Annotated in this window: 17 protein-coding genes; 12 read left to right on the forward strand and 5 right to left on the reverse strand. The window is 34.6% G+C overall.

Annotated features, from left to right (window positions below):
- Window positions 1-12: 12 nt before the first annotated feature.
- The 5 genes from FVB9532_RS15550 to FVB9532_RS15570 all read left to right on the forward strand — a co-directional run bounded on the left by FVB9532_RS15550 (window position 13) and on the right by FVB9532_RS15570 (window position 6,158).
- On the forward strand, window positions 13-1,824 hold the full coding sequence (locus FVB9532_RS15550; RefSeq protein ID WP_150546104.1) for a lysophospholipid acyltransferase family protein: 1,812 nt from the start codon (window positions 13-15) through the stop codon (window positions 1,822-1,824).
- Window positions 1,814-2,857 carry a carboxypeptidase-like regulatory domain-containing protein gene (locus FVB9532_RS15555; protein ID WP_150546105.1) on the forward strand — a complete coding sequence of 348 codons (1,044 nt, stop codon included), beginning with the start codon at window positions 1,814-1,816 and terminating at the stop codon, window positions 2,855-2,857. Before FVB9532_RS15550 ends, FVB9532_RS15555 begins: the two co-directional genes overlap by 11 nt.
- A 92-nt stretch (window positions 2,858-2,949) precedes the next feature.
- A complete protein-coding gene (locus FVB9532_RS15560; protein WP_150546106.1) occupies window positions 2,950-3,588 on the forward strand; it encodes an SDR family oxidoreductase in 639 nt (212 codons plus the stop codon).
- Window positions 3,589-3,796: 208 nt separating this feature from the next.
- Window positions 3,797-4,576 carry an SDR family NAD(P)-dependent oxidoreductase gene (locus FVB9532_RS15565; RefSeq protein WP_150546107.1) on the forward strand — a complete coding sequence of 260 codons (780 nt, stop codon included), beginning with the start codon at window positions 3,797-3,799 and terminating at the stop codon, window positions 4,574-4,576.
- Window positions 4,577-4,799: 223 nt separating this feature from the next.
- Window positions 4,800-6,158, forward strand: coding sequence for a dihydrolipoyl dehydrogenase family protein (locus FVB9532_RS15570; RefSeq protein WP_150546108.1), 1,359 nt, complete (start codon window positions 4,800-4,802; stop codon window positions 6,156-6,158).
- Window positions 6,159-6,430: 272 nt separating this feature from the next.
- Here FVB9532_RS15570 and FVB9532_RS15575 read toward each other — a convergent pair whose 3' ends face one another.
- Window positions 6,431-6,631 (reverse strand): hypothetical protein, encoded by a 201-nt coding sequence (locus FVB9532_RS15575; protein ID WP_150546109.1) that lies wholly within the window; start codon window positions 6,629-6,631, stop codon window positions 6,431-6,433.
- Between the two features lie 140 nt (window positions 6,632-6,771).
- On the opposite strand from FVB9532_RS15575, the gene FVB9532_RS15580 reads away from it, so the two are divergent.
- Both FVB9532_RS15580 and FVB9532_RS15585 read left to right on the forward strand, forming a co-directional pair.
- A complete protein-coding gene (locus FVB9532_RS15580; protein ID WP_150546110.1) occupies window positions 6,772-6,987 on the forward strand; it encodes a helix-turn-helix domain-containing protein in 216 nt (71 codons plus the stop codon).
- Between the two features lie 370 nt (window positions 6,988-7,357).
- Window positions 7,358-7,885: a hypothetical protein gene (locus tag FVB9532_RS15585; RefSeq protein ID WP_150546111.1), complete on the forward strand. Its 528-nt coding sequence runs from the start codon at window positions 7,358-7,360 to the stop codon at window positions 7,883-7,885.
- Between the two features lie 178 nt (window positions 7,886-8,063).
- Here FVB9532_RS15585 and FVB9532_RS15590 read toward each other — a convergent pair whose 3' ends face one another.
- From FVB9532_RS15590 to FVB9532_RS15600, 3 genes are all read right to left on the reverse strand, one after another.
- Entirely contained in the window at window positions 8,064-8,603 is a 540-nt protein-coding gene (locus tag FVB9532_RS15590) for a 3-hydroxyanthranilate 3,4-dioxygenase (RefSeq protein ID WP_150546112.1), read from the reverse strand.
- 166 nt (window positions 8,604-8,769) lie between these two features.
- Window positions 8,770-9,954 carry a hypothetical protein gene (locus tag FVB9532_RS15595; RefSeq protein WP_150546113.1) on the reverse strand — a complete coding sequence of 395 codons (1,185 nt, stop codon included), beginning with the start codon at window positions 9,952-9,954 and terminating at the stop codon, window positions 8,770-8,772.
- Window positions 9,955-10,299: 345 nt separating this feature from the next.
- The gene (locus tag FVB9532_RS15600) at window positions 10,300-10,698 is read right to left on the reverse strand and encodes a MotA/TolQ/ExbB proton channel family protein (RefSeq protein ID WP_150546114.1); all 399 of its coding nucleotides are present in this window, start codon (window positions 10,696-10,698) and stop codon (window positions 10,300-10,302) included.
- A 214-nt stretch (window positions 10,699-10,912) separates the two neighbouring features.
- Here FVB9532_RS15600 and FVB9532_RS15605 point away from each other — a divergent pair, with 214 nt between their 5' ends.
- From FVB9532_RS15605 to FVB9532_RS15615, 3 genes are all read left to right on the forward strand, one after another.
- The gene (locus FVB9532_RS15605; RefSeq protein WP_150546115.1) at window positions 10,913-11,959 is read left to right on the forward strand and encodes a sensor histidine kinase; all 1,047 of its coding nucleotides are present in this window, start codon (window positions 10,913-10,915) and stop codon (window positions 11,957-11,959) included.
- Window positions 11,960-11,963: 4 nt separating this feature from the next.
- Window positions 11,964-12,671 (forward strand): LytR/AlgR family response regulator transcription factor, encoded by a 708-nt coding sequence (locus tag FVB9532_RS15610; RefSeq protein WP_150546116.1) that lies wholly within the window; start codon window positions 11,964-11,966, stop codon window positions 12,669-12,671.
- Window positions 12,672-12,860: 189 nt separating this feature from the next.
- Window positions 12,861-18,422 (forward strand): alpha-2-macroglobulin family protein, encoded by a 5,562-nt coding sequence (locus FVB9532_RS15615; protein WP_150546117.1) that lies wholly within the window; start codon window positions 12,861-12,863, stop codon window positions 18,420-18,422.
- 28 nt (window positions 18,423-18,450) lie between these two features.
- Here the strand turns inward: FVB9532_RS15615 and FVB9532_RS15620 are convergent, their stop codons facing one another.
- Window positions 18,451-19,596 carry a hypothetical protein gene (locus tag FVB9532_RS15620; RefSeq protein ID WP_150546118.1) on the reverse strand — a complete coding sequence of 382 codons (1,146 nt, stop codon included), beginning with the start codon at window positions 19,594-19,596 and terminating at the stop codon, window positions 18,451-18,453.
- 214 nt (window positions 19,597-19,810) lie between these two features.
- On the opposite strand from FVB9532_RS15620, the gene FVB9532_RS15625 reads away from it, so the two are divergent.
- Together FVB9532_RS15625 and FVB9532_RS15630 are read left to right on the forward strand one after the other, a co-directional pair.
- The gene (locus FVB9532_RS15625) at window positions 19,811-21,403 is read left to right on the forward strand and encodes an SLC13 family permease (protein ID WP_150546119.1); all 1,593 of its coding nucleotides are present in this window, start codon (window positions 19,811-19,813) and stop codon (window positions 21,401-21,403) included.
- Between the two features lie 159 nt (window positions 21,404-21,562).
- On the forward strand, window positions 21,563-22,861 hold the full coding sequence (locus FVB9532_RS15630; RefSeq protein WP_150546120.1) for a porin: 1,299 nt from the start codon (window positions 21,563-21,565) through the stop codon (window positions 22,859-22,861).
- The last annotated feature ends 8 nt before the right edge of the window (window positions 22,862-22,869 follow it).

A 22,869-nucleotide genomic window follows, 5' to 3' on the forward strand; every position in this document is an offset into this window, starting at 1 on the left:
GAAAACGTATGTATGGGGTTTGTTTCTGCTAAAGAAGTTGCAAAGGGACTTAATATAGAAAAGTTCGGGTTTTTAGGAACTGCTTTTGGAGCGGCTTTGATGCAGCTAACGAAGTTAAGTCATTTTAATAAAGTTTACGAGGACCGTAAACACCTTAGTGGAACTCAATTTATAGATTCTATTCTCAATTATTTAGAAGTAGATTTTGAAATTCCTGAAAAAGATTTAAAAAGAATCCCTAAAACCGGCCCTTTTATTGCTATTTCCAATCATCCGCTCGGTGCTATTGACGGAATGATTTTAATGAAAATACTTATAGAAAAACGACCCGATTTTAAAATAATCGCCAATTTCTTACTACACCGGCTAGACCCGCTACAACCTTATATCATGCCTGTTAATCCTTTTGAAGATAGAAAGGAAGCAAAATCAAGTGTAAAAGGTTTAAAAGAATCTATTCTGCATCTCCGAAACGGTAACCCATTAGGGATTTTCCCAGCAGGTGAAGTTTCAACACATAAAGAAGATAAAATTATTGTAGACAGACCTTGGCTTCCGGAAGCGATGAAACTTATTCAAAAATCTGAAGTTCCGGTAGTCCCCATTTATTTTCATGCAAAAAATAGCGCTGCATTTTATCGGTTAGCAAAACTGAATGATTCCTTTCGAACAGCGAAACTTCCCAGTGAAATGCTCACCCAAAAAAAACGTAAAATAAAAGTGCGGATCGGGAATCCCATTTCGGTAGCAGATCAGCAAGAACATGAAACGCTAGAAGATTTCACTAATTTTTTGCGCAGAAAAACCTATATGCTTTCCAGTGGGTTCAACAAGAAAAGCTTATTGAAAAACATTCATATCCCGAAGCAAATTAAAATTCCACGATCTCCCAAACAAATTGCAGGTGAAACGGAAGATTATTTGATGGAAGCCGAAATAGATTTTTGCCGAGAAAATGACAAACGCTTACTCCAAAGTAAAAACTACGAAGTTTTTCTAGTCACTAGGGAACATATTCCTAATATCGTAAAAGAAATTGGACGCCTACGGGAAATCACTTTCCGAGCTATTGGAGAAGGGACTAACAATGCTACCGATTTAGATGAATTTGACGATTATTACCACCATTTGTTTCTATATGATAATGAAGGAAAAAAAATAGTTGGCGCTTATCGCATGGGGTTCGGAAAAGAAATATTCCCAAAATATGGAATCGATGGGTTTTACCTTCAGCAATTATTCCGTTTTGAACCGGAATTATACAAGCTCATGAGTGAATCTATAGAAATGGGACGTGCTTTTATCGTTAAAGAATATCAGCAAAAACCCATGCCATTATTTTTGTTATGGAAAGGGATCGTTCATTGTACGCTTCGTTTCCCGGAACATAATTACCTTATTGGTGGCGTAAGCATTAGTAATAAATTCTCAGATTTTTCAAAATCGATGATGATTGAGTTTATGAAGTCTCATTATTACGATCCTTATGTAGCACAATACATTCGCCCTAAAAAAGAATACAAGGTCAAATTGAAAGATGCCGATAAAGATTTTGTCTTTGATGAAACCGAAGCCGACCTCAACAAATTTGATAAAATTATTGATGAGCTTGAACCTGATAGCTTAAGAATGCCGGTTTTACTGAAAAAGTATATCAAGCAAAACGCAAAAGTTGTAGCTTTTAATGTAGATCCACTTTTTAATAACTCGGTAGATGGATTAATGTACATCCGTATTGCCGACTTACCCGAATCGACTGTAAAACCAGTAATGGAAGAATTACAGGAAGAGTTGGAAAAAAAGATCAATAGTAATGAGGGTTAAAAAACATTATGTATTTATTTTTCTTTTATTAATAAGCCTCATTGGTTACACCCAAAATACGATTACCGGTAAAATTATAGATGCTGAAACCAAAGAACCTATCTACGGCGCTAGTATCTATTTTGATGGAACTACTATAGGTACGATATCAAATGACTCCGGAAAGTTCCAATTAACTATCAAAAAAGAATCTGATGTTCCACTTATCATAAGTTCCTTAGGTTACAAATCTGAGTTAATTCAGCTTCAGAAACAGTTAGAATTAGGAGTTATTGAACTTGAAGTAGATCGAGAATCTTTAGAAGAAGTATTTCTAGAAACCGATCCTTGGTCTAGAGAGAAAAAACTCAATTATTTTAAAGAATGGCTATTGGGAGGAGACTACACAAAGAAAGAATGCAAAGTTCTTAATGAAGAAGATATAAAATTACGTTTTAGTCCTAGTTCTCAAACCCTTACCGCTTATTCAGAAAAAGTGCTTTTAATAGAGAATAAATATTTAGGTTACAAAATAAATTACCAGTTAATGGATTTTGAACTAAAATTTAATAAAAGAAAAATTACTCAATACAATAACGATACCCTTATTGAATTTCATCCTAATTCTTTTTATTATGCTGGAAGCAGTTTCTTTCAAGAAATAAATAAAGACACAAAAAGAAAACATCTAAAAAGAAGAGAAAAAATATTTTTAGGGTCACTTACCCATTTTATGAGATCTCTTTCTAATAAAAAATTAAAAGAAAATAATTTTAAAATATTTCAAGAAGGTAGAGAAATCCCTCCCTATAGATATTTTAATATAGATTCTATATCAAATAACAAAAATAAAATTGATTTTTTAACCAAAAAAATTTCTGTTCTATACGATAATAAATATCAATCTTATATAAAATTAATAGATAACTTAACTAGCACATCCTTCTATACCGATAACTTAGGCAACTTTTACCCGAACAGGTATTTTTATATTAGCGGCTATATGAGTACTTTGAGAATTTCGAGTTTATTGCCTTTAGATTACAGGCTATAATAAACATCCCCATTCTGTTAATCCTTTGTTATTTAAGCTTTCTTTGAGAGAGCTTCTTCTGCTTCCTTAGTATCTTGAAAAGAAAAAACTTTATGGAAACTATTTTAGTAGCTGGAGCAAACGGTAAAACAGGAAGAGAAATTATTAATATTTTAAAAGATAATCCTAGTTATGAACCTATTGCGATGGTTAGAAAAGAAGAACAACAAGCTTACTTTGAAAATCAAAACGTAAAAGTAGAACTCGCAGATTTAGAAGGAGATCTTACTGAAGTTGTTAAAGGCAAAGACCGCGTTATTTTTGCTGCTGGGAGTGGAGGAAATACAAGCAAAGAAAAAACAACCGCAGTAGACCAAGAAGGAGCTATAAACCTTATTGATAGAGCAAAAGCTGCCGGAGTTAAGAAGTTTGTAATGCTAAGTTCTATGGGCGCAGACGATCCTTCTCAAAATGAAGATCTAAAACACTATTTGGAGGCCAAACAAACAGCAGACAAGCATTTAAAAGCAAGTTTTTTAGATTATAGTATTGTAAGACCAGGAGCATTGACCGACGGTGAAAAAAACAATCGCATCAAAGCCAAAGAGAAATTAAACGAATATGGTGAAATTTCTCGTAAAGACGTAGCTCAAGTATTGGTAGACTGCTTACCTCCAAATGTACTCCAAAATAAAACTTTTGAAATCTTAGAAGGTAACTTAGCTACAGAATTAGCCCTACAGGAAGTTTAAAAGCTCCTTCTTAATGTCTAATCACCTAATCGCTTTTCTATTAGCTAGGATTACTTTGGGAATCAAACTTTTCCTGCACGGATTTGTTCGAATTCCAAAACAGGAAGCATTTGCCTACGGAACCTCTCACAGGGTTCTAAAAGCAGAATGCTTCTTCTGGCTTTAGTAGCGATCTAAACTTTATATTCTAAATTCAAAAAAAGAAAAGATGGATTATCAGTTAAAAGATAAAAAAGTATTTATTTCAGGTTCTACCAAAGGTATTGGTCTAGCCACTGCGAAAACCTTGGCCAAAGAAAGAGCTGAAGTCATCATTAACGGGCGATCAAAAGAAAGCATAAACCAAGCCATTTCAAGCATCACTACCGAAATCAACAACGCTAAAATCTCTGGAATTGCCTGCGATTTTTCGAAAAAAGATCAAGTAGATAGCCTGATTGAAAAACTTGGTAAAGTCGATATTCTTATCAATAATGTGGGCATTTTTAATCCAAAAGACTTTTTTGAAATTCCCGATGAAGAATGGAAAGCTTTTTATGAAGTAAATGTACTTAGTGGCGTTCGACTTTCGAAAGCTTTACTCCCAAAAATGTTAGCGCAAGATTGGGGAAGAATCATCTTTATTTCCAGTGAAAGTGCCTTGAACATTCCCGTAGAAATGATTCATTATGGAATGACCAAAACCGCACAACTTTCCATTTCAAGAGGAATTGCCGAAATTACCAAAGGCACCAATGTCACGGTCAATAGTGTTTTACCCGGCCCAACCTATTCTGAAGGCGTAAAAGATATGGTAGATGCCGAAAATAATGATAAAAAGGAAATAGAAAATGAGTTTTTTGAAACTCAGCGTCCCAGTTCATTAATCCAACGCTTTGCAGATCCGCAAGAAGTCGCCAATATGATTGCTTATGTTGCAAGTCCGCTTTCCTCAGCAACCAATGGAGCAAGTTTACGGGTTGATGGTGGAGTGGTGAAGTATATTTAAGTAGTAATGAGAATTGAGTAGTGACAAATTAGAAAATAGACGATTAGTTTAATTTGGTAATTTTTTATTTTGAAAACCAATATCATTATTCTGAACCTGCGCGGCAGTCAGGTTTTTTCACAATGGAAAAAGAAAAAATGATAATAGAAAGGTGTTACTTATGCTCTAATTTCTAAAAGCGAAGCGATCTATGATCTAACTTCTAATATCTAAAAATAATAACATGGGAATAGAAGAATTTGATGTTTTTGTAATCGGTACCGGAACTGCCGGAAAAGGCGTAGCTAAAGATTGCGCAAAAGCCGGATGGAAAGTAGCCATAGCCGATAATCGAGAATATGGCGGCACCTGCCCCAATCGAGGTTGCGATCCAAAAAAAGTGTTGGTAGGGATTACCGAAATTATTGAGCGTTCCCAGAATATGCTTGGATTGGGAATTTCAAAAATGCCAGAAGTAAACTGGGAAGATTTACAGAAATTCAAGTATAAATTTACAGGTGCTATTCCCGCAGCTACCGAAAAAGATTTGGCTGCTCTTGGCATCAAGATGTATCATCAATCTCCTAAATTTTTAGACGAAAACACGCTTTCGGTAGAAGGCAAAACGGTAAAGACCAAAAAAATCGTAATCGCCACTGGTAATAAACCCATGCCGCTTAAAATTCCGGGAGCCGAATTAATGCTGAACAGCGATGATTTCCTAGAATTGGAAAAGCTTCCTGAATCGATGATTTTTATTGGTGCCGGCTATATTGGAATGGAATTCGCTCATATTGCCGCTAGACTTGGCGTTGAAGTTACGGTAATTGATACCGAACCCAGACCACTTTCAAATTTTGATGAAGATATGGTGGCGCATCTTACCGAAGCTTCCGAAGCTATTGGCATCAAATTTATATTCAATGCGAAAGCTTCAAAAGTAGAAAAGCTTAGGAAATACCTTCGGGTGACTGCAGAAACGAAAAACGGAGAAGAAATTTTTGCAAAAGCAGAACTGGTTTTTAATACAGCAGGACGTGTTCCTTCCATTGACGAATTAGAACTGGAAAAAGGGAATGTCGCTTTCAGTAATAAAGGAATTGCCGTAAATGAGCATCTACAAAACACCACCAACCCAAATGTTTATGCTTGTGGAGATGTTTCCAATAGTGAAGGTTTACCACTAACACCACTTTCTTCCCAGGAATCGCGAGTGGTTTCAGCGAATCTTTTAGGAAAATATAATAAAACCGAAGCGCATTATCCGCCGCAACCTTCTGTCGTGTTTACACTGCCCAACGTGGCTTCCGTAGGACTTTCAGAACAGCAAGCTAAAGAAAGAGGGTTTGATTATGTAGTAAAGCATAAATCGGTACCCAGCTGGTTCAATTCTAAGCGTATTGCCAATCAGCACTATGCCTTTAAAGTGATTAAAGACAAAGAAACCGAAAAAGTTCTTGGCGCTCACCTGGTAGGTCCAGATGCCGGAGAAATGATTAATATGTTTGTAATGGCAATGTGTGGCGGTCTTTCCTGCCACGACCTAAAAGCGATGATTTTTGCCTACCCGACTTGGAGTAATGATATTAAGGGAATGACGTGATTCTAGTAGTTAGAGAATATAGACCGCTAATGCTATTAGACTTTGTAAAATGTGTTCATTCTAAATCTAAACTATACGACCTTAGACAGGCTTTATACTTGATGACGAGTTCAGTTTTGTCATTACATCTATTGAAGTCTTATTTCGAATGATTTCGAGAAACTAGAAATTGTATCAAGAAGTAAATGGAAACCCTATCTCGATACAAATTTCAACTTATCAATTATAAATTTAATTGTTGATAGCAATTTTGGAATAAACTTACTCATATTTTATGGTTTTGACCTTCTTTTTGGATACATAAATTGCTTCTCTTTAAATTGACCTATTTCTTCCCTTAATGTCTGATTGATGTTTTGAATTAAATCGTTTTGGAATTTCATAATTTCCAATAAATCGTGCATTGCGTTTAAGTTCTCTAATTGTCTATAAACAATCTCTTCTAAATCGGCTTTAGTATATCTTTTTCTCATAATATATAAGTATCGATAATAATTCTTTAGACTTTCTAAACAAATATATCTAAAGTCTATAAAAATATAAAATAAAAATATAGACTTTCTATAGTTTTATTTCTAAGAATTAAATTTATCTCTACAAATTCGAAAGGTTTATGACTTCATTAGGGCTATACTTAACAAGAAAATCAGTTAATAGAGCAATGGTTTCAAGAAGAACAGGAATTAGTCAGGCAAGGCTATCTCAGTTAAGTTCAAATGAATCTACCAAACTAAGAGCTGATGAATTGTATTTAATTGCTTTAGCAATTGATATTGACCCAGGCGAAATGTTCAAAGAAATTTTTAAAGATTTAAAATTAGAGCTATAAGAACAGCTTGTAATATTTTGATGAGCCGTAATTCGCAATAATTTATATGTTCGCCGGTAAGGTTAGCGTGGGTCGTTTCTAAATCGCATAAGAGTGATGAGATACTGGATCAAGTCAAGGATGACGAGTTCAGTTTTGTCATTATAAATCTGTTGAAGTCTTATTTCGAATGATTTCGAGAAACTATAAATTGTATCAAGAAGTAAATGGGAAACCCTATCTCGATACAAACTTCAACTTATCAGTTAAAAATTTAAATCCGAAATTAGCTAGATTATACTAAAAGTTATTGTTAAACAAAAAATTCAATCTTCTTAAAATAGAATTAAGTATTTTTGTTATCATCTAACCTTTAATTCTTTATTCCATTATGCCGAGTAAAATTGATGAAGAGCTTAGGCAATATAAACTCTTCAAAATACAAGAAACCAACGTAAGGATAAGACAATTTCAGCAGGCTTATAGTAAGATAAAGGAAAATATAGCTATAAAGTTTTCTAAAAATGTAACATTTAATTTACTTAAAATAGCTTTCCTCCTACTTTCCATATGCTCCTTAGTTATTACTGTTTTTTGCTTTTTACCAGGCGAGTTTATTTTACTTATTGAAGAATATGAAGGACCACTTTCTTCTTCAGAAAAAAAAGGGATTGTTATTATTTTTAGGTATTTAAGATTTTTGTTTCTTGCAATAGCAGCTATTTTCTATCTACTTTCTTATTTACTTAAACTAAATAACAGAAAAAGAAACACTATTTATTCACTTTCCCATTTGCTTGAAGAAATGATTACTTACTTAGAGAAATCTTCTGACGAGGAAAAGAGAAAATACGAACAGTATGTCGATTTTTTAGCAAAAAAAGAAAGATCATCTTCTACTAAAAATAACAATCCATAGTATATTAAGAAATTAAAAATTACTCCGTTCAAGTGATTTTGTGCACTGAAACGATGTCACATGCATCCGGCAACAAACTTTAACTTCAAGCCCATTTTCTATACAAAAATCTTAACAGGTTTTTACGGGAATTGACGAGCTTGAAGTTATTACACGACAGCTAAAAATTGAGAATTATTTATTCGTCGGCTACAAAGCGTTTATCCACTGGCATTACTTCTCCGCAATTATCACAAGTGCGTAAGTCTTCGCTTCCGTAAAAATGTTTAAAGTGTTTTAAAAAGTCTTTTTCAATATCATGTAATGGAAAATAAACTTCATACAATTTATGGTTACAATTGTCGCAAAACCATAGTAAACCATCTTTTGCTTCTAGGTGAGCTCGCTTTCGCTCAATTACCAAGCCAATAGAGCCTTCCTTGCGACCGGGAGAATGAGGCACTTTTGCCGGATGTAAATACATATCTCCAGCGCCTAGTTTCATCGTTTTCTTCTCTCCATCTTCTTGAATATGTACTTCTATTTCGCCTTCTAACTGATAAAACAATTCTTCGGTTTCATTATAATGATAATCCTTTCTGGCGTTGGGTCCGGCCACAATCATTACAATATAATCGCCGGCGTCTTTATATAAATTTTTATTTCCTACCGGTGGTTTGAGGGTATCTCTATTTTCTTCAATCCACTTATTCAGATTAAACGGTTTTTGAATAGCCATAATTTTAGTTTTTTAAGCTCTTAAAGTTAAAAAATTTAAAGCTATATCTTGTTCATTTCAATGCTTTTTCAATAACGATTATATATTTCCACCTTTATTAAAAGTATGAGCCAAAAAAGTTATTCATTTATGTAGCTACTACTAAAATGATGAAGAGGTATTTTAATTAGATTTCAATATTTTTGATACGTGTAGGAGTCTGTGCACCATTTTCATAGTATTCTATCACATGATTTCCTGATTGAAAACTTATTATCAAATCACTAGCTTTTCCGCTCTCTTGTACTGTAAATGTTTGAGTTTCATTTACGTTATCATAATTGGATGCTTTCCAATTGATCGGTGCATTAGGTAATTGTACATAAGACCATTGTCCATTTTTAATTACTATTTTTAAAGAGGTTCCTCTTGGTAATTCAGCTGCCAAGCTAAGCTGATTAGAACTGAAAACTTCTTTATCTGAAAAAAGAACATTTTCACCATAATCTGAATATTCAGGATAATCAATATAATTGGTATAGGTATAAGAAGTACTATCGACGAAAGTATTCACGTAGGTTTCAAAATCTGGAATAGTCACACTCATTCCTAAGTCTTGATAACGATTTTCAACGTTATTTCTAAGTTCCGCTAAATCAAAAAGTCTTGCATCATTAATAAGCAAGCTTTGAGTATTTGAATCATCAAGGCTACCATCTTCTGTGATATCGGTACTTATGTTAGCTAGTAAATCACTTAATTCCGATTCTGTTCTATATCCTTGTGTAATTACAGAAATGGCCAACAAAATAGCATTATCATCTCCGCTTACCGTAATATCCAATAAATCAAAATCAGCTATATCAGGTTTCTCCATAGAAAAGATAGATAGTATTTCTTCCCTAGCTTGTAATTGTGCATCTAGATAAGAAAGATTTTCAGACTCCATTAAATATTTTACTCTATTTTTTGCCAAATGCGATAGGATATTAATATTAGAAGTCGTTTTATCGGCAACATTGGTTAATGTAGATAAGATAATAGGGGCACTAGAGTTGGCTCCTGTAACTTCGTTGAAGTAATACCCATTAGCCCTAAGCTCGGCATATTTCTCATATAGCGATATATTTGATAACTCAAATAATCCAGAATTATCTAGAATTTGAGAAGTGTAAACATTTCCCGTTGGGGATAAATTATTATCAAGTTCAAAAACATCAATGGAAGTACCATTTATAAACGGCCCTTTTTGAACTGCTCCTTTTAAATTGGTATTGGTAATATTTTTCGTGCTTTGAAAGTCGTTATCATCTTTATTACAAGAAAACAAAAAAATGGTCAACAAGCTTACTATTAAGTAGTGATTTTTCATAAAATTAAATTTTATAATTATTGAAGTTAACTATTTCAAATATAACTTAAATATACCCATAATGAATTGATTATTAAAATTTTATAAATTAATTAAGATTTTAATAATTAATAAAAAGGAGGATCTCCATCATTATTACGATAAACAATCAAAACAAATTAAAATACCCATAACCAACCAAGAATATTTAGAGCAAATGATTTAGATAACGTGTGGACTATTAAAATACACGCAAAAAATCCCTCTCCTTTTAAAAGAGGGGAATTTTTAATTACTGAACTGCATTCATTCTTAATAAGAAGAAAAGTTCAAAGCTTTTTTAAAGAGAATATTTTGGCAATTATTCTATTCCTTCTTCAACACCGTAAATATAATAATGGCAATTCTCCCAATCAAAAAAGTAATCATTCCAAAAACCGGAGCTAACGAAGCTACCTTAAGTCCACCGGCAATTAAAGCTGGCGATAAACTTTCACCAATCGCTTCAATACTATCAAAAGCAGAAATTAAACCGATAAGCTGACCTAAAAATCCCCATACCAAAGCAAAAAGACTTAAAGAACTTATCAAGCTCATGGTTTTCTGTAAATTTTTCCTTCGAATTAATTCAGCTACAAATAATATAACAATGGCCAGCAACACCAAGAGTATGGTATACATAAAAAGCGGACCACCTTCATTTAATCTATCGGTAAGTGAAAGACTAATTACATTTGGGATAAGATAAAGAGATAACGTTTGCATAATTTTCAGTTTTAAAGTTAAACACATTTCAAAACTAAAGGCAATTGCAAGCCGATTTATTTTTAATCGACCGACAACCTATTTCTACTTGGTTTTAACCGATTTTATGAGAAGCTCCTGAACACCGCATTTTTTCTGTTATCTGTAGAAAAATACATGTAATTGGTCGCAAAACCGCGGAAGTTTCATTGAAAATGCGGAAATTGTGACGGTTATGAAGCGGAATAAACTCTTAAAAAAACTTCTAGAAATACTCCTTCACCTGATTTTTTGGATGGGGATCTATTTCTTTTTCACCTATTTTTTGGGCTACGGAAGCACCAACACAGCTTATGTAAATCGCTTCACCTTCTTTTTAATGCCAGTGACAATGGCTGCCACTTATGTTTTTTCCTATTATTTAATACCTAAGTATTTAATACTCAAAAAATATGCTTGGTTTGCTTTGTATAGTTGCTATACACTTATTATTACTTCTTACCTGAGTATTCAATCTATCTTATATGCGTTGGTGTTTTTACAAGATTTTCAAAATGAAGGAATTACTCCCATCACTAAAACTTTACCATTTATTTTACTGGGAATTTTAATGATTATCTTATTCGCTATTGTACTTCAAGTAATCATTTACTTATATCAAACTTCCAACGAAAAAGAACAACTAAAACAACAATTTCTAACTACTGAACTAGAACTAAAAAAGCAGCAATTAGATACCTTGAAAATGCAAATTCATCCGCATTTTTTGTTCAATTCACTGAATACTATTTATGGTTTTACATTATCCAAAAAAGAGGAAGCACCAGAAATGGTTTTAAAACTTTCCAATCTATTAGACTACATTCTTTACCAAACCCAAAAAGAAAAAGTGAGTTTAGAAGAAGAACTAAATCATATTCAAGATTATATTGCGTTAGAGCAAATGCGTTTTCAGGATACGCTTTTGGTTGAATTCTCCCAGCAAATTGAAAGTCCTCACCGGCAAATCAGTCCGATGCTATTTCTGCCTTTTGTGGAAAACAGTTTTAAACACGGGAAAATCATCAACGGCTTTTTACAAGTTGAAATTAAGATTGAAGAAACAAAGCATCAACTTCATTTCTATATTGAAAATACTTGTCAAGCTAACGAAACTCAACAAAGTGGAATTGGTATTAAAAATATTCAGAAGCGTTTACAGTTACTTTACCCACAAAAACACGAATTGAAAATTCTTCAGCAGGAACAAAAATTTATAGTAGATTTAAAACTCAGCTTTTAAAACGATGGAAAAGAAAATTACTTGTTTGGTGGTTGACGATGAACCGATGGCGAGAGAAATTATTTGCAGCTATATCGCAAAAATAGATACCCTAGAACTGGTAGGGACTTGTAAAAACGGGATGGAAGCTTTTAAACGGCTTCAACAACAATCTATCGATTTGTTGTTTTTAGATATCAATATGCCGGAGCTTACAGGTATTTCGCTTGCTAAAGCCTTAGAAAAACCAACACAAGTGATTTTTACGACAGCATACCGGGAATATGCACTCGATGGCTTTGAAGTACAAGCATTGGATTATTTGCTTAAACCCATTTCATTTGAACGCTTTTTAAAAGCCATTCAAAAATACACTGATCTTCATCCAACTGAAAAAACTTCATTTCCCAAAGAAAGTAATTTAGCTCCCGAAGCCATTTATATTCGTGCCGACAGGAAGATGGTAAAAGTTGATTTAGCAGAACTTCTTTATGTGGAAAGTACCGGCGATTATTTAAAATTCCATACTTCTGCAAAAGTTTGGATCACACGCGATTCCCTTTCAGAATATGAAGAGAAACTACCCAAAAATTCTTTTCTAAGAATTCACCGTTCATTTATCATTAACCTACAACACATTCAAGCCTACACCCACGAATTTATCGAAATTCACAACCAAGCGCTTCCCATTAGCCGATCGTATAAAAATGAAGTGTTAGAAAAACTTAAGTAATTTTCAAAGATCAAGAAAAAAGCATTGGAAATGGCATGAAAGCGCCCCACCTGGCAGAGGGTTTCATTACTTTATTAAGAAAAGAAGTTTTATAAACAAACTCAAAATTTCACGGTTTCCAGCTAGTTTTTCTAGTGGAATTGTTCTTTATATTTACTAACTTTAAAGATCAACAAACCTCGTTGCTTCATGAAAAACGTTTATCGAGCATTTGCTTTGCTATGCTTATGCCTTATTTCCGCTTGTAAAGACAAAAATTCTACTTCAGAAAATACCGACAACTTATTTAAGTTTCGGGAGTATATTTCTTTCCATACGCAAGGAAGAACTTCTATTGCCAATCCTATTCGTATTGATTTAGCGCAACCTTTGGAGCAATTTGAAATGACGCAGGAAATTCCTTCAGAATATGTAAAAGTAACCCCTCCTACCCAAGGAAAGTTACTTATAGAGAACAGCTCCACCCTTCTTTTTAAACCAAAAGATTATTTAAAACCAGACACCGAATACACTGTAAAATTAGCATTAAATGAATTATATGATGATGTAAAAGATGGTTTTAAAACGTTTTCTTTTAGTTTTAAAACCATTCAGCCTAACTTCAAAATTAACCTCGATAATTTACAGTCTTACGATAAAGAATGGCAATACGTCACCGGAACTTTAGAAGCATCCGATGTGATTCAATTAAAAAATGCTAAAAAAATTATCGAAGCCCAACAAGACGGTAAAAATTTAAAAATCACTTGGCCGGATGAAGCAGCCGATGCCAATTATTTCTCCTTTACCATCGATAGCATTCAACGCCATATTGATGATTCTCAAGTAGAAATTTCTTGGGATGGAAAACCAATAAAAGCTGATAACGAAGGAAAAAATACGTTCCCCATTCCAGGACAAAATAACTTTACGGTTATCGATTTAAGATCGTCACGTGGTGAGCAAAGTTCTGTGTCGATTAACTTTTCAGACCCATTAAAGGAAAATCAAAACTTTGAAGGTTTAGTGAGTATTGAAAACCAAAACAAACTACGCTTTGAGGTGAATGGTAATGTTTTGCACGTTTACCCTTCTAACCGAATTACCGGCGCGGTAAAAGTCGATATTTTTAAAGGAATTAAAAATAGCTACGGATTTAACTTAAAAAAGAATTTTTCAGAAACGGTTTCCTTTCAGCAAATCAAACCGGCGGTTCGCCTAGTTTCTAAAGGTGTTATCTTACCAAATTCTCAACAAACACCTATTTATTTTGAAAGCGTCAACCTTTCGGCCGTCGATGTTCGCGTGATTAAGATTTATGAAGATAATATGCTTCAATTTTTACAAAATGCCGACTTGCAAGAGAATGATTCCTATAATATTCGTCGTGTGGGAAGAAGAATCGCGAAAAAAACCATTTCACTAAAAACCAACAGTGATTTTGAGTTGAATTCTTGGAAGGCGCACGCACTCAATATTTCAGAATTTATCAAAGCCGATCCCGGGGCGATGTATCAGGTAGAAATTAGCTTTAAAAAGGCCTACAGCACTTTTGACTGTGGAAACCAAACTGAACAAACCGAAACCGATACGGAAGAAAAGGAATACTATTACAATGCTAATATTACTGATGAAGAAGAACGCGAAGAAAAGTATTGGGATAACGAAATTTATGATTGGCGAGACACCCCTTACAACTGGCAAGAACGCGACAATCCTTGCAGCAGTTCATACTATCGTGAAAATCGTTTTGCCATCACCAATGTATTAGGTTCTGACCTTGGTTTTATTGTCAAAGAAAGCAGCAACCGATCCTACCATTTTGCAACTACCAATTTATTAAATGCTACGGCAGAACCCGGCGTAACAGTTGATATTTATAATTATCAGCAGCAACTTATCGCTTCAACAACTACAGATAAAGATGGTTTTGGGATTATCGATAGTGATAAAAAAGCTGCTTTTGCGATTGCGCACAAAGGAAAGAATTATGCGTATGCCAAATTAGATGACGGAAATGCACTTTCGCTAAGTAAATTTGATGTTTCCGGAAAAATTCTTGAAAAAGGCTTAAAAGGATTTTTGTACACCGAACGTGGCGTTCATCGTCCTGGAGACACCATTCACTTAAGCTTTGTCCTTAACGACCAAGCCAACCCACTACCTAAAAATCATCCCATAAAATTAGAAGTTACCGATGCTCGTGGCAAATTGGTAAAGCAGGAAATTTTAAGTGAAAATGTGAATCCACAACAAGCTAAAAAAGGATTTTATTATTTTCCTATTGCAACGCAAGACACCGATCCTACCGGAAATTGGAATGCTACGGTTCACGTTGGTGGTGCTAACTTTTCTAAAAGCTTAAAAGTTGCCACCGTAAAACCTAACCGGTTAAAAATTAAGCTTGATTTTGACGATGAAATTCTCGATGCCAATCAACCTATTGCAGGGAAATTAAGTGCTACGTGGTTACACGGTGCTCCGGCAAGAAATCTAAAAGCCGAAATGGAAGTCACGTTAACTTCAACCTCAAGTGCTTTCGATAAATTTTCACAATACGACTTTATCGATCCAGTTCGAAGCTTTGATAAAATTGAACAACCGCTATTAGAAACACAACTTTCTTCGGAAGGACAAGCCTCTTTCAGTAAAAAAATAGATTTGAACGAAAAAGCACCGGGAATGCTCAAAGCAACTTTTTTAACCAAAGTCTTTGAAGGTGGTGGCGATTTTTCTATCGATGTATTCTCTAAAAAATTAGCTCCCTACGATTATTTTGTAGGCTTACTCGCTCCAGAACCTCATCGCTACGGTTCGTATTATACTGATGAAAATACGGTTTTTGACGTGGTGAGTGTAGATGCGCAAGGAGAAATTGCCGGTAATCGCGAACTTGAAGTTAAAGTCTTTGAGATTGAATGGCGTTGGTGGTGGAGTCGTGGTCGCGATAATCTTTCTCGCTACGAAAACACCAATACTTACCGACCTATTAAAGATTTCACCGTTTCTACAGGAGCCAATGGAAAAGGCCAATTTACGTTGAATATTCCTGAACAACAAGGCGGTCGGTATTTAATTCGGGTTATCGATAAAGCGTCGGGGCATGCCACCGGAAAAACAGTTTATTTCTATCGTAATTGGTGGAAGCGCCCATCTGGAGCCAATGCAGAAAGTTCTAAAATGTTAGTGTTTTCTGCCGATAAAGAAAACTATAAAGTTGGTGAAGATGCCGTGATCACCTTCCCTTCCGGCAGTAAAGGAAGAGCATTTATTAGTATTGAAAATGGTACCGAAGTACTTTCTAAACAATGGGTAGAAACACAAAAGGGTGAAACCCAAGTTTCGATTCCGCTTACCAAAGAAATGGCACCAAATGTCTATGTGAATATTTCTTTATTGCAACCGCACGCTCAAACCAAAAATGATCTGCCAATTCGATTATATGGAGTAATTCCGCTCATGGTAGAAAACCCAAAAACGAAATTACATCCGGAAATTAGCATGCCAGAAGTTTTAAAACCGGAAGAAAATTATACGGTAAAAGTGAATGAAGCTCAAGGTCGGGAAATGACCTACACGCTTGCCGTAGTCGATGAAGGTTTACTTGATTTAACGCGCTATACTACTCCTGATATTCACGGTGCGTTTTATGCTCGCGAAGCTTTAGGTGTAAAAACCTTCGATATTTTTGACGATGTGATTGGTGCATATTCAGGAAGCGTAGATAATATTTATGAAATTGGAGGTGGCGATGCTGCAGCTGGTGCCAAAAACAGAAAAGCCGATCGCTTTAAACCGGTGGTGACGTTTTTAGGTCCATTTCACTTAAAAGCCGGCGAATCGAAAACACATCATCTATTTATGCCAAATTATGTTGGTTCGGTAAAAACGATGGTGGTTGCCGGAGATAATTCAACTTCTGCTTACGGAAATGCTGAAAAAGTAACTCCTGTAAGAAAACCCTTAATGGTATTAGCTTCCTTGCCTAGAAAACTTTCTCCAGGAGAAAAAGTGACTTTACCGGTGACGGTTTTTGCCATGGAAAAACAAGTGAAAAATGTAAAAGTGGAGGTAAAAGCCGATGAAGCTTTTAAGGCTATTGGGGAAACTTCCAAAAATATTTTGTTTAACGAGGTGGGCGAACAAATTGTAAATTTTGAATTTGAAGTCAACGCGACCAATCAGCCACAAACTTTTCAGATTTATGCTTCGGGTAACGGCGAGAAAGCAAAAACATTCGTGGAAATTGATGTAGAAAATCCGAATCCAATTACGCAAAAATCGACGACCTATACCTTAGAAAATCAGCAAACCCAAGAAATTGACTTGACTACTTTTGGTGTTGAAGGAAGTAATTCGGCTTCTGTAGAGTTTTCTACGCTTCCGCCGATGGATTTCAGCAAACGGATGGAATATTTAATACATTATCCTCACGGCTGCGTCGAGCAAACAACTTCAGGAGCATTTCCACAGTTATTTATGGAAGATATTTTTGATCTTTCATTTAACAAAAAACAAGAAATTGAAGAAAATATAAAACATGCTATTGATAGGTTAAATAATTTTCAAACCGCTAGTGGTGGCTTAAGCTATTGGCCGGGAAATACTGAAGCCGATGAATGGGGAACTAATTATGCCGGACATTTTATGCTGGAAGCTAAGAAAAAAGGCTACGCCTTACCTATTACCTTCTTGAGCAACTGGATACGTTACCAACAAAACCAAGCCCGACAATGGCGAAATGCTAGAACTCGATACAATTCGAGTCTTATCCAAGCTTACCGACTGTATACCTTAGCTTTGGCAGGACAACCGGAATTGGCAGCGATGAACCGTTTACGCGAATCGGGAGAAATGAGCAATGATGCTAAATGGCGATTAGCCGCGGCTTATGCCTTAGCAGGAAAAGAAAGTGTTGCAAAAGACATAGCTTCTACCGCCAATATTAATTTTAAAACGAAAGATTATAATTATTACACCTACGGATCTCCGTTTAGAAATAAAGCTATGGCTCTAGAAACTATGGTGATTTTAGGAGATCCACAACAACGGGAATTAGCTATTTCTTTAGCTAAAAATCTTTCTTCTTCAAGATGGTATAGCACACAAGAAACTGCTTATGCGCTACTAGCTTTAGCGAAAATGGCCAACAAAAACGGCGGAAAAGCGGTAGAAGTTAAGTATCGTTTAAATGGAAATAGCGAAAGTATTAAAACGAGTAAAGCCTTAGCAGAACGCAATTTGGCGGTGAAAATGGGTGCCAATAATCTGATGGTTGAAAATCTAAAAAACAATATTCTATATGTGACCGTTTCGCAAAGCGGAAAACTTCCGTTAGGAGAAGAATTAACCGAACAAAGTAAACTTTCTATAAAAACAGAATTCTTAGATGGCGCCGGTAACAACTTAGATATTTCTGAACTGCGACAAGGAACGGAAGTCATCGCCAAAGTAAGTGTTACCAATACTTCGATGGATCGTGTTGATAACATTGCGCTTTCGCAAATTTTCCCTAGCGGTTGGGAAGTGGTGAACACGAGTTTTACAGAGTTAGCCGGAGGTGCAGATGGGGATGCAGATTATAAAGATATTCGGGATGATCGTGTGAATTTTTATTTTGAATTAGGCAGTAAAAAAATAAAAGTCTTTTCGGTAAAACTAAATGCTTCCTATTTAGGAACTTATTATTTACCGGGCACACAGGCTGAAGCCATGTATGACAATACCTATTTGGCAAGGACAAAAGGAAAATGGGTTAAAGTAATACCTTAAATTTAATGATGATTGATCGCCTTAAGAGTTACTCCTCTAAAAAGGTCCTGCAATTGGTTTTTATATATTGATTTTCCAGAATATAAATTTTGGTATAATCGATTGGAATTTTATTGGTCATTAATTGGCATTTAAAAACCAGAGAGTCCTTTTCTTTTATTAGATTAAAATTCTTTGCAGGTAATGGTGACGGCAAGCAACTAACAGGTCTCGAAAAATCTTCTAATCCTTTATTGGATATAGCAGATAGTTTTTGCCTTATAATTTCAATTTGATCATCAGATAATTTTTGCCTTATAATTTCATCAGGAACCATTTCCATATTTCTACCAATCACTTTTCCGGTACGATATAGTGAATCGCTTATGGTAAATTCATTTCTAAAAAAGGTATGTATTTCGGCTATTTTTACAAAATTTGGATTTTTAGATAAATCTAGATCTTTATAGCTAGATTTCAATCCTGAAAAGGTATTGATAAATGAATCAATAGGCTGCTCATTTTTATCATACCAAATTTCGTGTTTTTGGTATTCTAAACCTTCCAATAAATCCCCACTACTCGATTTTTCTTTCATACATCTAGCATACATTCGAACCTCTACAGCTTGATAATGAAATCCTCTACTTTCCATATATAGAGGAATTTTATAGGGATTCTTTAAATGCCATATCCCTTGAAATTTATAACAAGGGTAATTACAATCATTAGGTAATTCATCTAGCTTAGTATAGGGATTTACAAATTTTGTATTAAATGCCCATTCTAGGGTATAATCTGCGGGCACTTCTTTAATTACCTCTTTTTCAATTATAGATGAACTTGGTTTCCATAAAATATAACCAATAATAAGAATTAAGAGGAATAAACTTAGTGGCCAAAGCCAATTTAGCTTTGAAAAAGTAGGTTTTACAGCTTTTTGTTCTTGAGGAATTTTAGCCTGAAGCTTCTCGAGTTCTTCAATCTTTAAAATTCGATTAATATTTAAAAGTGCACGTTGATATTCCCCCTCTGTTGCTGTTTGATTGATAAGTCTGGAAAATTGCGCATCACTATAGCCTAAATCTCTAGAAATCTTAGAATTGCTAGCCTTGTAGAATCTTTTGGTATCCTTATTAAAATCTCCATAAAGTTTTTGAAGTTTTTCAATAAAGTCTGTATAAAGTTCTTTCATGATTATATAATTATGAGGCAATAAAAATAGGTGATTAATTAATTTTCATCAATGTATTTTACAAAGAATTCAATAAAATTCAATAAAATGCCTTAAAATTTAATGAAATAACATTTTTTTGATTAATTATTGTTTTATTGCTAAAAATTTTATGGAAGATTTCTCAATTTCATAGAAGCTTCACATTACTACTTTTCTAATAAAATCTATAATTATGCTAAAAGAACATACTTTAACGAAAACGTTTGAGACGGAAGATTCTTCTTCAAATCATGATAAGATAGACGCTAGTAAAAAAACAAATCATTCCCAAACAGAAAAAAATGATAAGCCCTCCATTAATTACAAGTTTATAAGTTTAATACTGGGACCATTATCATTTGTTATTTTACAATTTATAGATCTTCCAGCCGGAATGACGCCAGAGGCATTCGAAGTGCTATCGGTCACATTATGGATGGCTATTTGGTGGGTTTTTGAGGCAGTACCTATAGCCATAACCGCATTGTTACCTATTGTGTTGTTTCCTGTATTAGGAGTTATGCCCTTGGGTGATGTTACTCAAGAATATGGGCATAAGTATATTTTCTTATACATTGGTGGGTTTATTCTAGCTATTGGCATTGAGCGCTGGGGGCTTCATAAACGCATTGCCCTAAATATTATTAATTTAGTTGGATCTAAAGTAAATAGTATTATTTTAGGTTTTATGTTGGCCACCGCATTTTTATCTATGTGGATATCCAACACCGCTACTTCGGTAATGATGCTGCCTATAGGAGTAGCTATTATTTCCCAATTTAATAAAAAACACTCTGGAGGAAATAATAATTTAGGTAAAGCCTTAATGTTGGCTATTGCTTATAGTGCTTCTATAGGAGGTATAGCAACACTCATTGGTACACCTCCTAACCTAATTCTTGCTGGAATTGTAGAAAACTTATATGGAATTAAAATTAGTTTTTTCCAGTGGATGATAGTTGCGCTACCTATTAGTATTATCATGCTAATCATATGCTGGTATTATTTAACAAGGAAAGCTTTTTCATTTGAGGAGATAAGTTTTCCAGGGGGAAAATCTGAAATTAAAAAAATGATTCAGAAATTGGGTAAAATCGGTTACGAAGAAAAAGCATTAGCCATTATATTTTCTTTAACCGCGATATGTTGGATTTGCCGACCTTTACTTCAACAATTAGTTCCTGCTATAGATGATACTATTATTGCTCTTACCGCGGGGATATTATTGTTTACTATTCCTGCTAAGAAAGAAAAAAGACCTCTTATTGAGTGGGACGAAGCAATCAAATTGCCTTGGGGTATTATTTTACTATTTGGCGGAGGTATTGCCTTAGCCGCAGGATTTTCTAAAACAGGACTTGCCGAATGGATTGCTGCACAAATGGTTTACCTGAATGGTTTGCCACTGTTTATATTGATTTTAGTAATGGTTACCATTATTAATTTTTTAACTGAGGTAACTTCTAACTTGGCCACTACCGCCATGCTGCTTCCCGTATTAGCTCCTATGGCACTCTCTTTTGGAATACATCCTTATATGCTTATGGTTCCTGCTACACTTGTAGCTTCTTGTGCTTTTATGCTACCGGTTGCGACTCCGCCAAATGCCGTAGTTTTTGGTTCTGGTTATCTTAAAATTCCAGATATGGTAAGAACAGGGCTATTTATGAATATCTTATCGATTATCGTCGTTAGCTTAATTAGCTATTTTATTTTGCCCTATCTATGGGACATAGACCCTTTTCATTTTCCAGAAAAATTTAACATCACAGAATCTATTCAATAAAAGCAATTAGCTTTCTGTGATGGCTTAACCAACCAAACCTTCACAGAATCATACATTTAACAGTTTATAAAAACTTATTTGAAGGTAGCTATAAATTATTAAAAGGGAATCTGTCGCTTTAACTTGAAGCTAAAATTAATTCAACTTAAACCAAAAATTATGTTTCATTCTCATTACAAAAAAAACTTTAATTTCTTGTTTATTAAACCCGTATGGCTATGTTCGGTTTGTTTTTTAATCATAGGGTTTGCAAATGCACAAGAAAAGGAAAACAGCTTTCAACCCACTTTTAATATATATGGGTCAGGTCAAATTTGGATGCGTTATGCTGAAGTCAATCCCGGGACTACGGTTAATGGTAAATCGATAAATGATTTTTGGGATATTTCAGTTCGCCGTTATCGCTTAGGGATTAAAGGGAATCTTATGGATAAGCTAAGCTATAAGTTTTTATTAGGAAATAATAACCTCAATACTTTTGAAACTACGAATGAGCCACGCCTACTCGAACTTTATATTACTTATAGCCTTAACGAAAAAATTAGTATCACGGCCGGTAAAAACCCTTATACGGGATTATCGCGCTATGCCGCTCCATCTTCATCAAATTCTTTAGGATTGGATGTTAACTTTGCTTCTGGTCCTTATTTAAATTTTCACGACGATCGCTATCGAAAGCTTTCTATTGCTTTTCATGGGCAATTAGGTAAGTTTGACTACCGCGCAGCTATAGCCAAGCCTGCCAATAGAGATAAACAGAGTGCTCTTAGTGAACGGTCACAATTATTTTATGACCCCCAAAGTTTGAATACTTCTGCTTATGTAAAATATGAATTCTTGGAAAATGAAAAAGCAGGAGCATTTACAGCGGGTACTTATCTAGGGGCTAAAGATATTCTTAATCTTGGAGCCGGGTTTATGTATCAAACCAATTCTTCCCGAAGTATCAATGCAGTAGGTGATACCTTGGTACACGATGGTCGTTCTTTTGCTATTGATCTTTATTATGAACAAAAACTCAAAAACAATCATTCATGGACACTTTATGGAGCATTTATTAAGCACGATATAGGTCCTAATTACCTAAGAAACATAGCCGTTGACAATGTAGTGGACAGCAGTTCGGGAATAGCTTTAAATGGTGCAGGAACTGCTTATGCTGCTAATGGAACAGGGAACATCTATTTGTTTCAAGTAGGTTACTTTAGAAAGTTTGAAAAGGTAAAAGATAGACTTAGTGGACTTCAGGGGTATTTTCAAATACAATATTCAGATTTAGAAATCATTGATGATCCTTTTGCGCTCTATGAAGCAGGTATTCACTATTTTTTAAATGGCCAAAACTCTAAAATCACGTTGGGTTTCCAAAATTGGGCGGTGTTTTTAAAGGATGAAAATCCTACCACCGACTTAAGAAGGTCAATGATTAATTTAATGTACCAATTTAAGTTTAATTGATAATGCAG

The organism is Mesonia oceanica (genome assembly GCF_902499555.1).
GTDB classification, from domain to species: Bacteria; Bacteroidota; Bacteroidia; order Flavobacteriales; family Flavobacteriaceae; genus Mesonia; species Mesonia oceanica.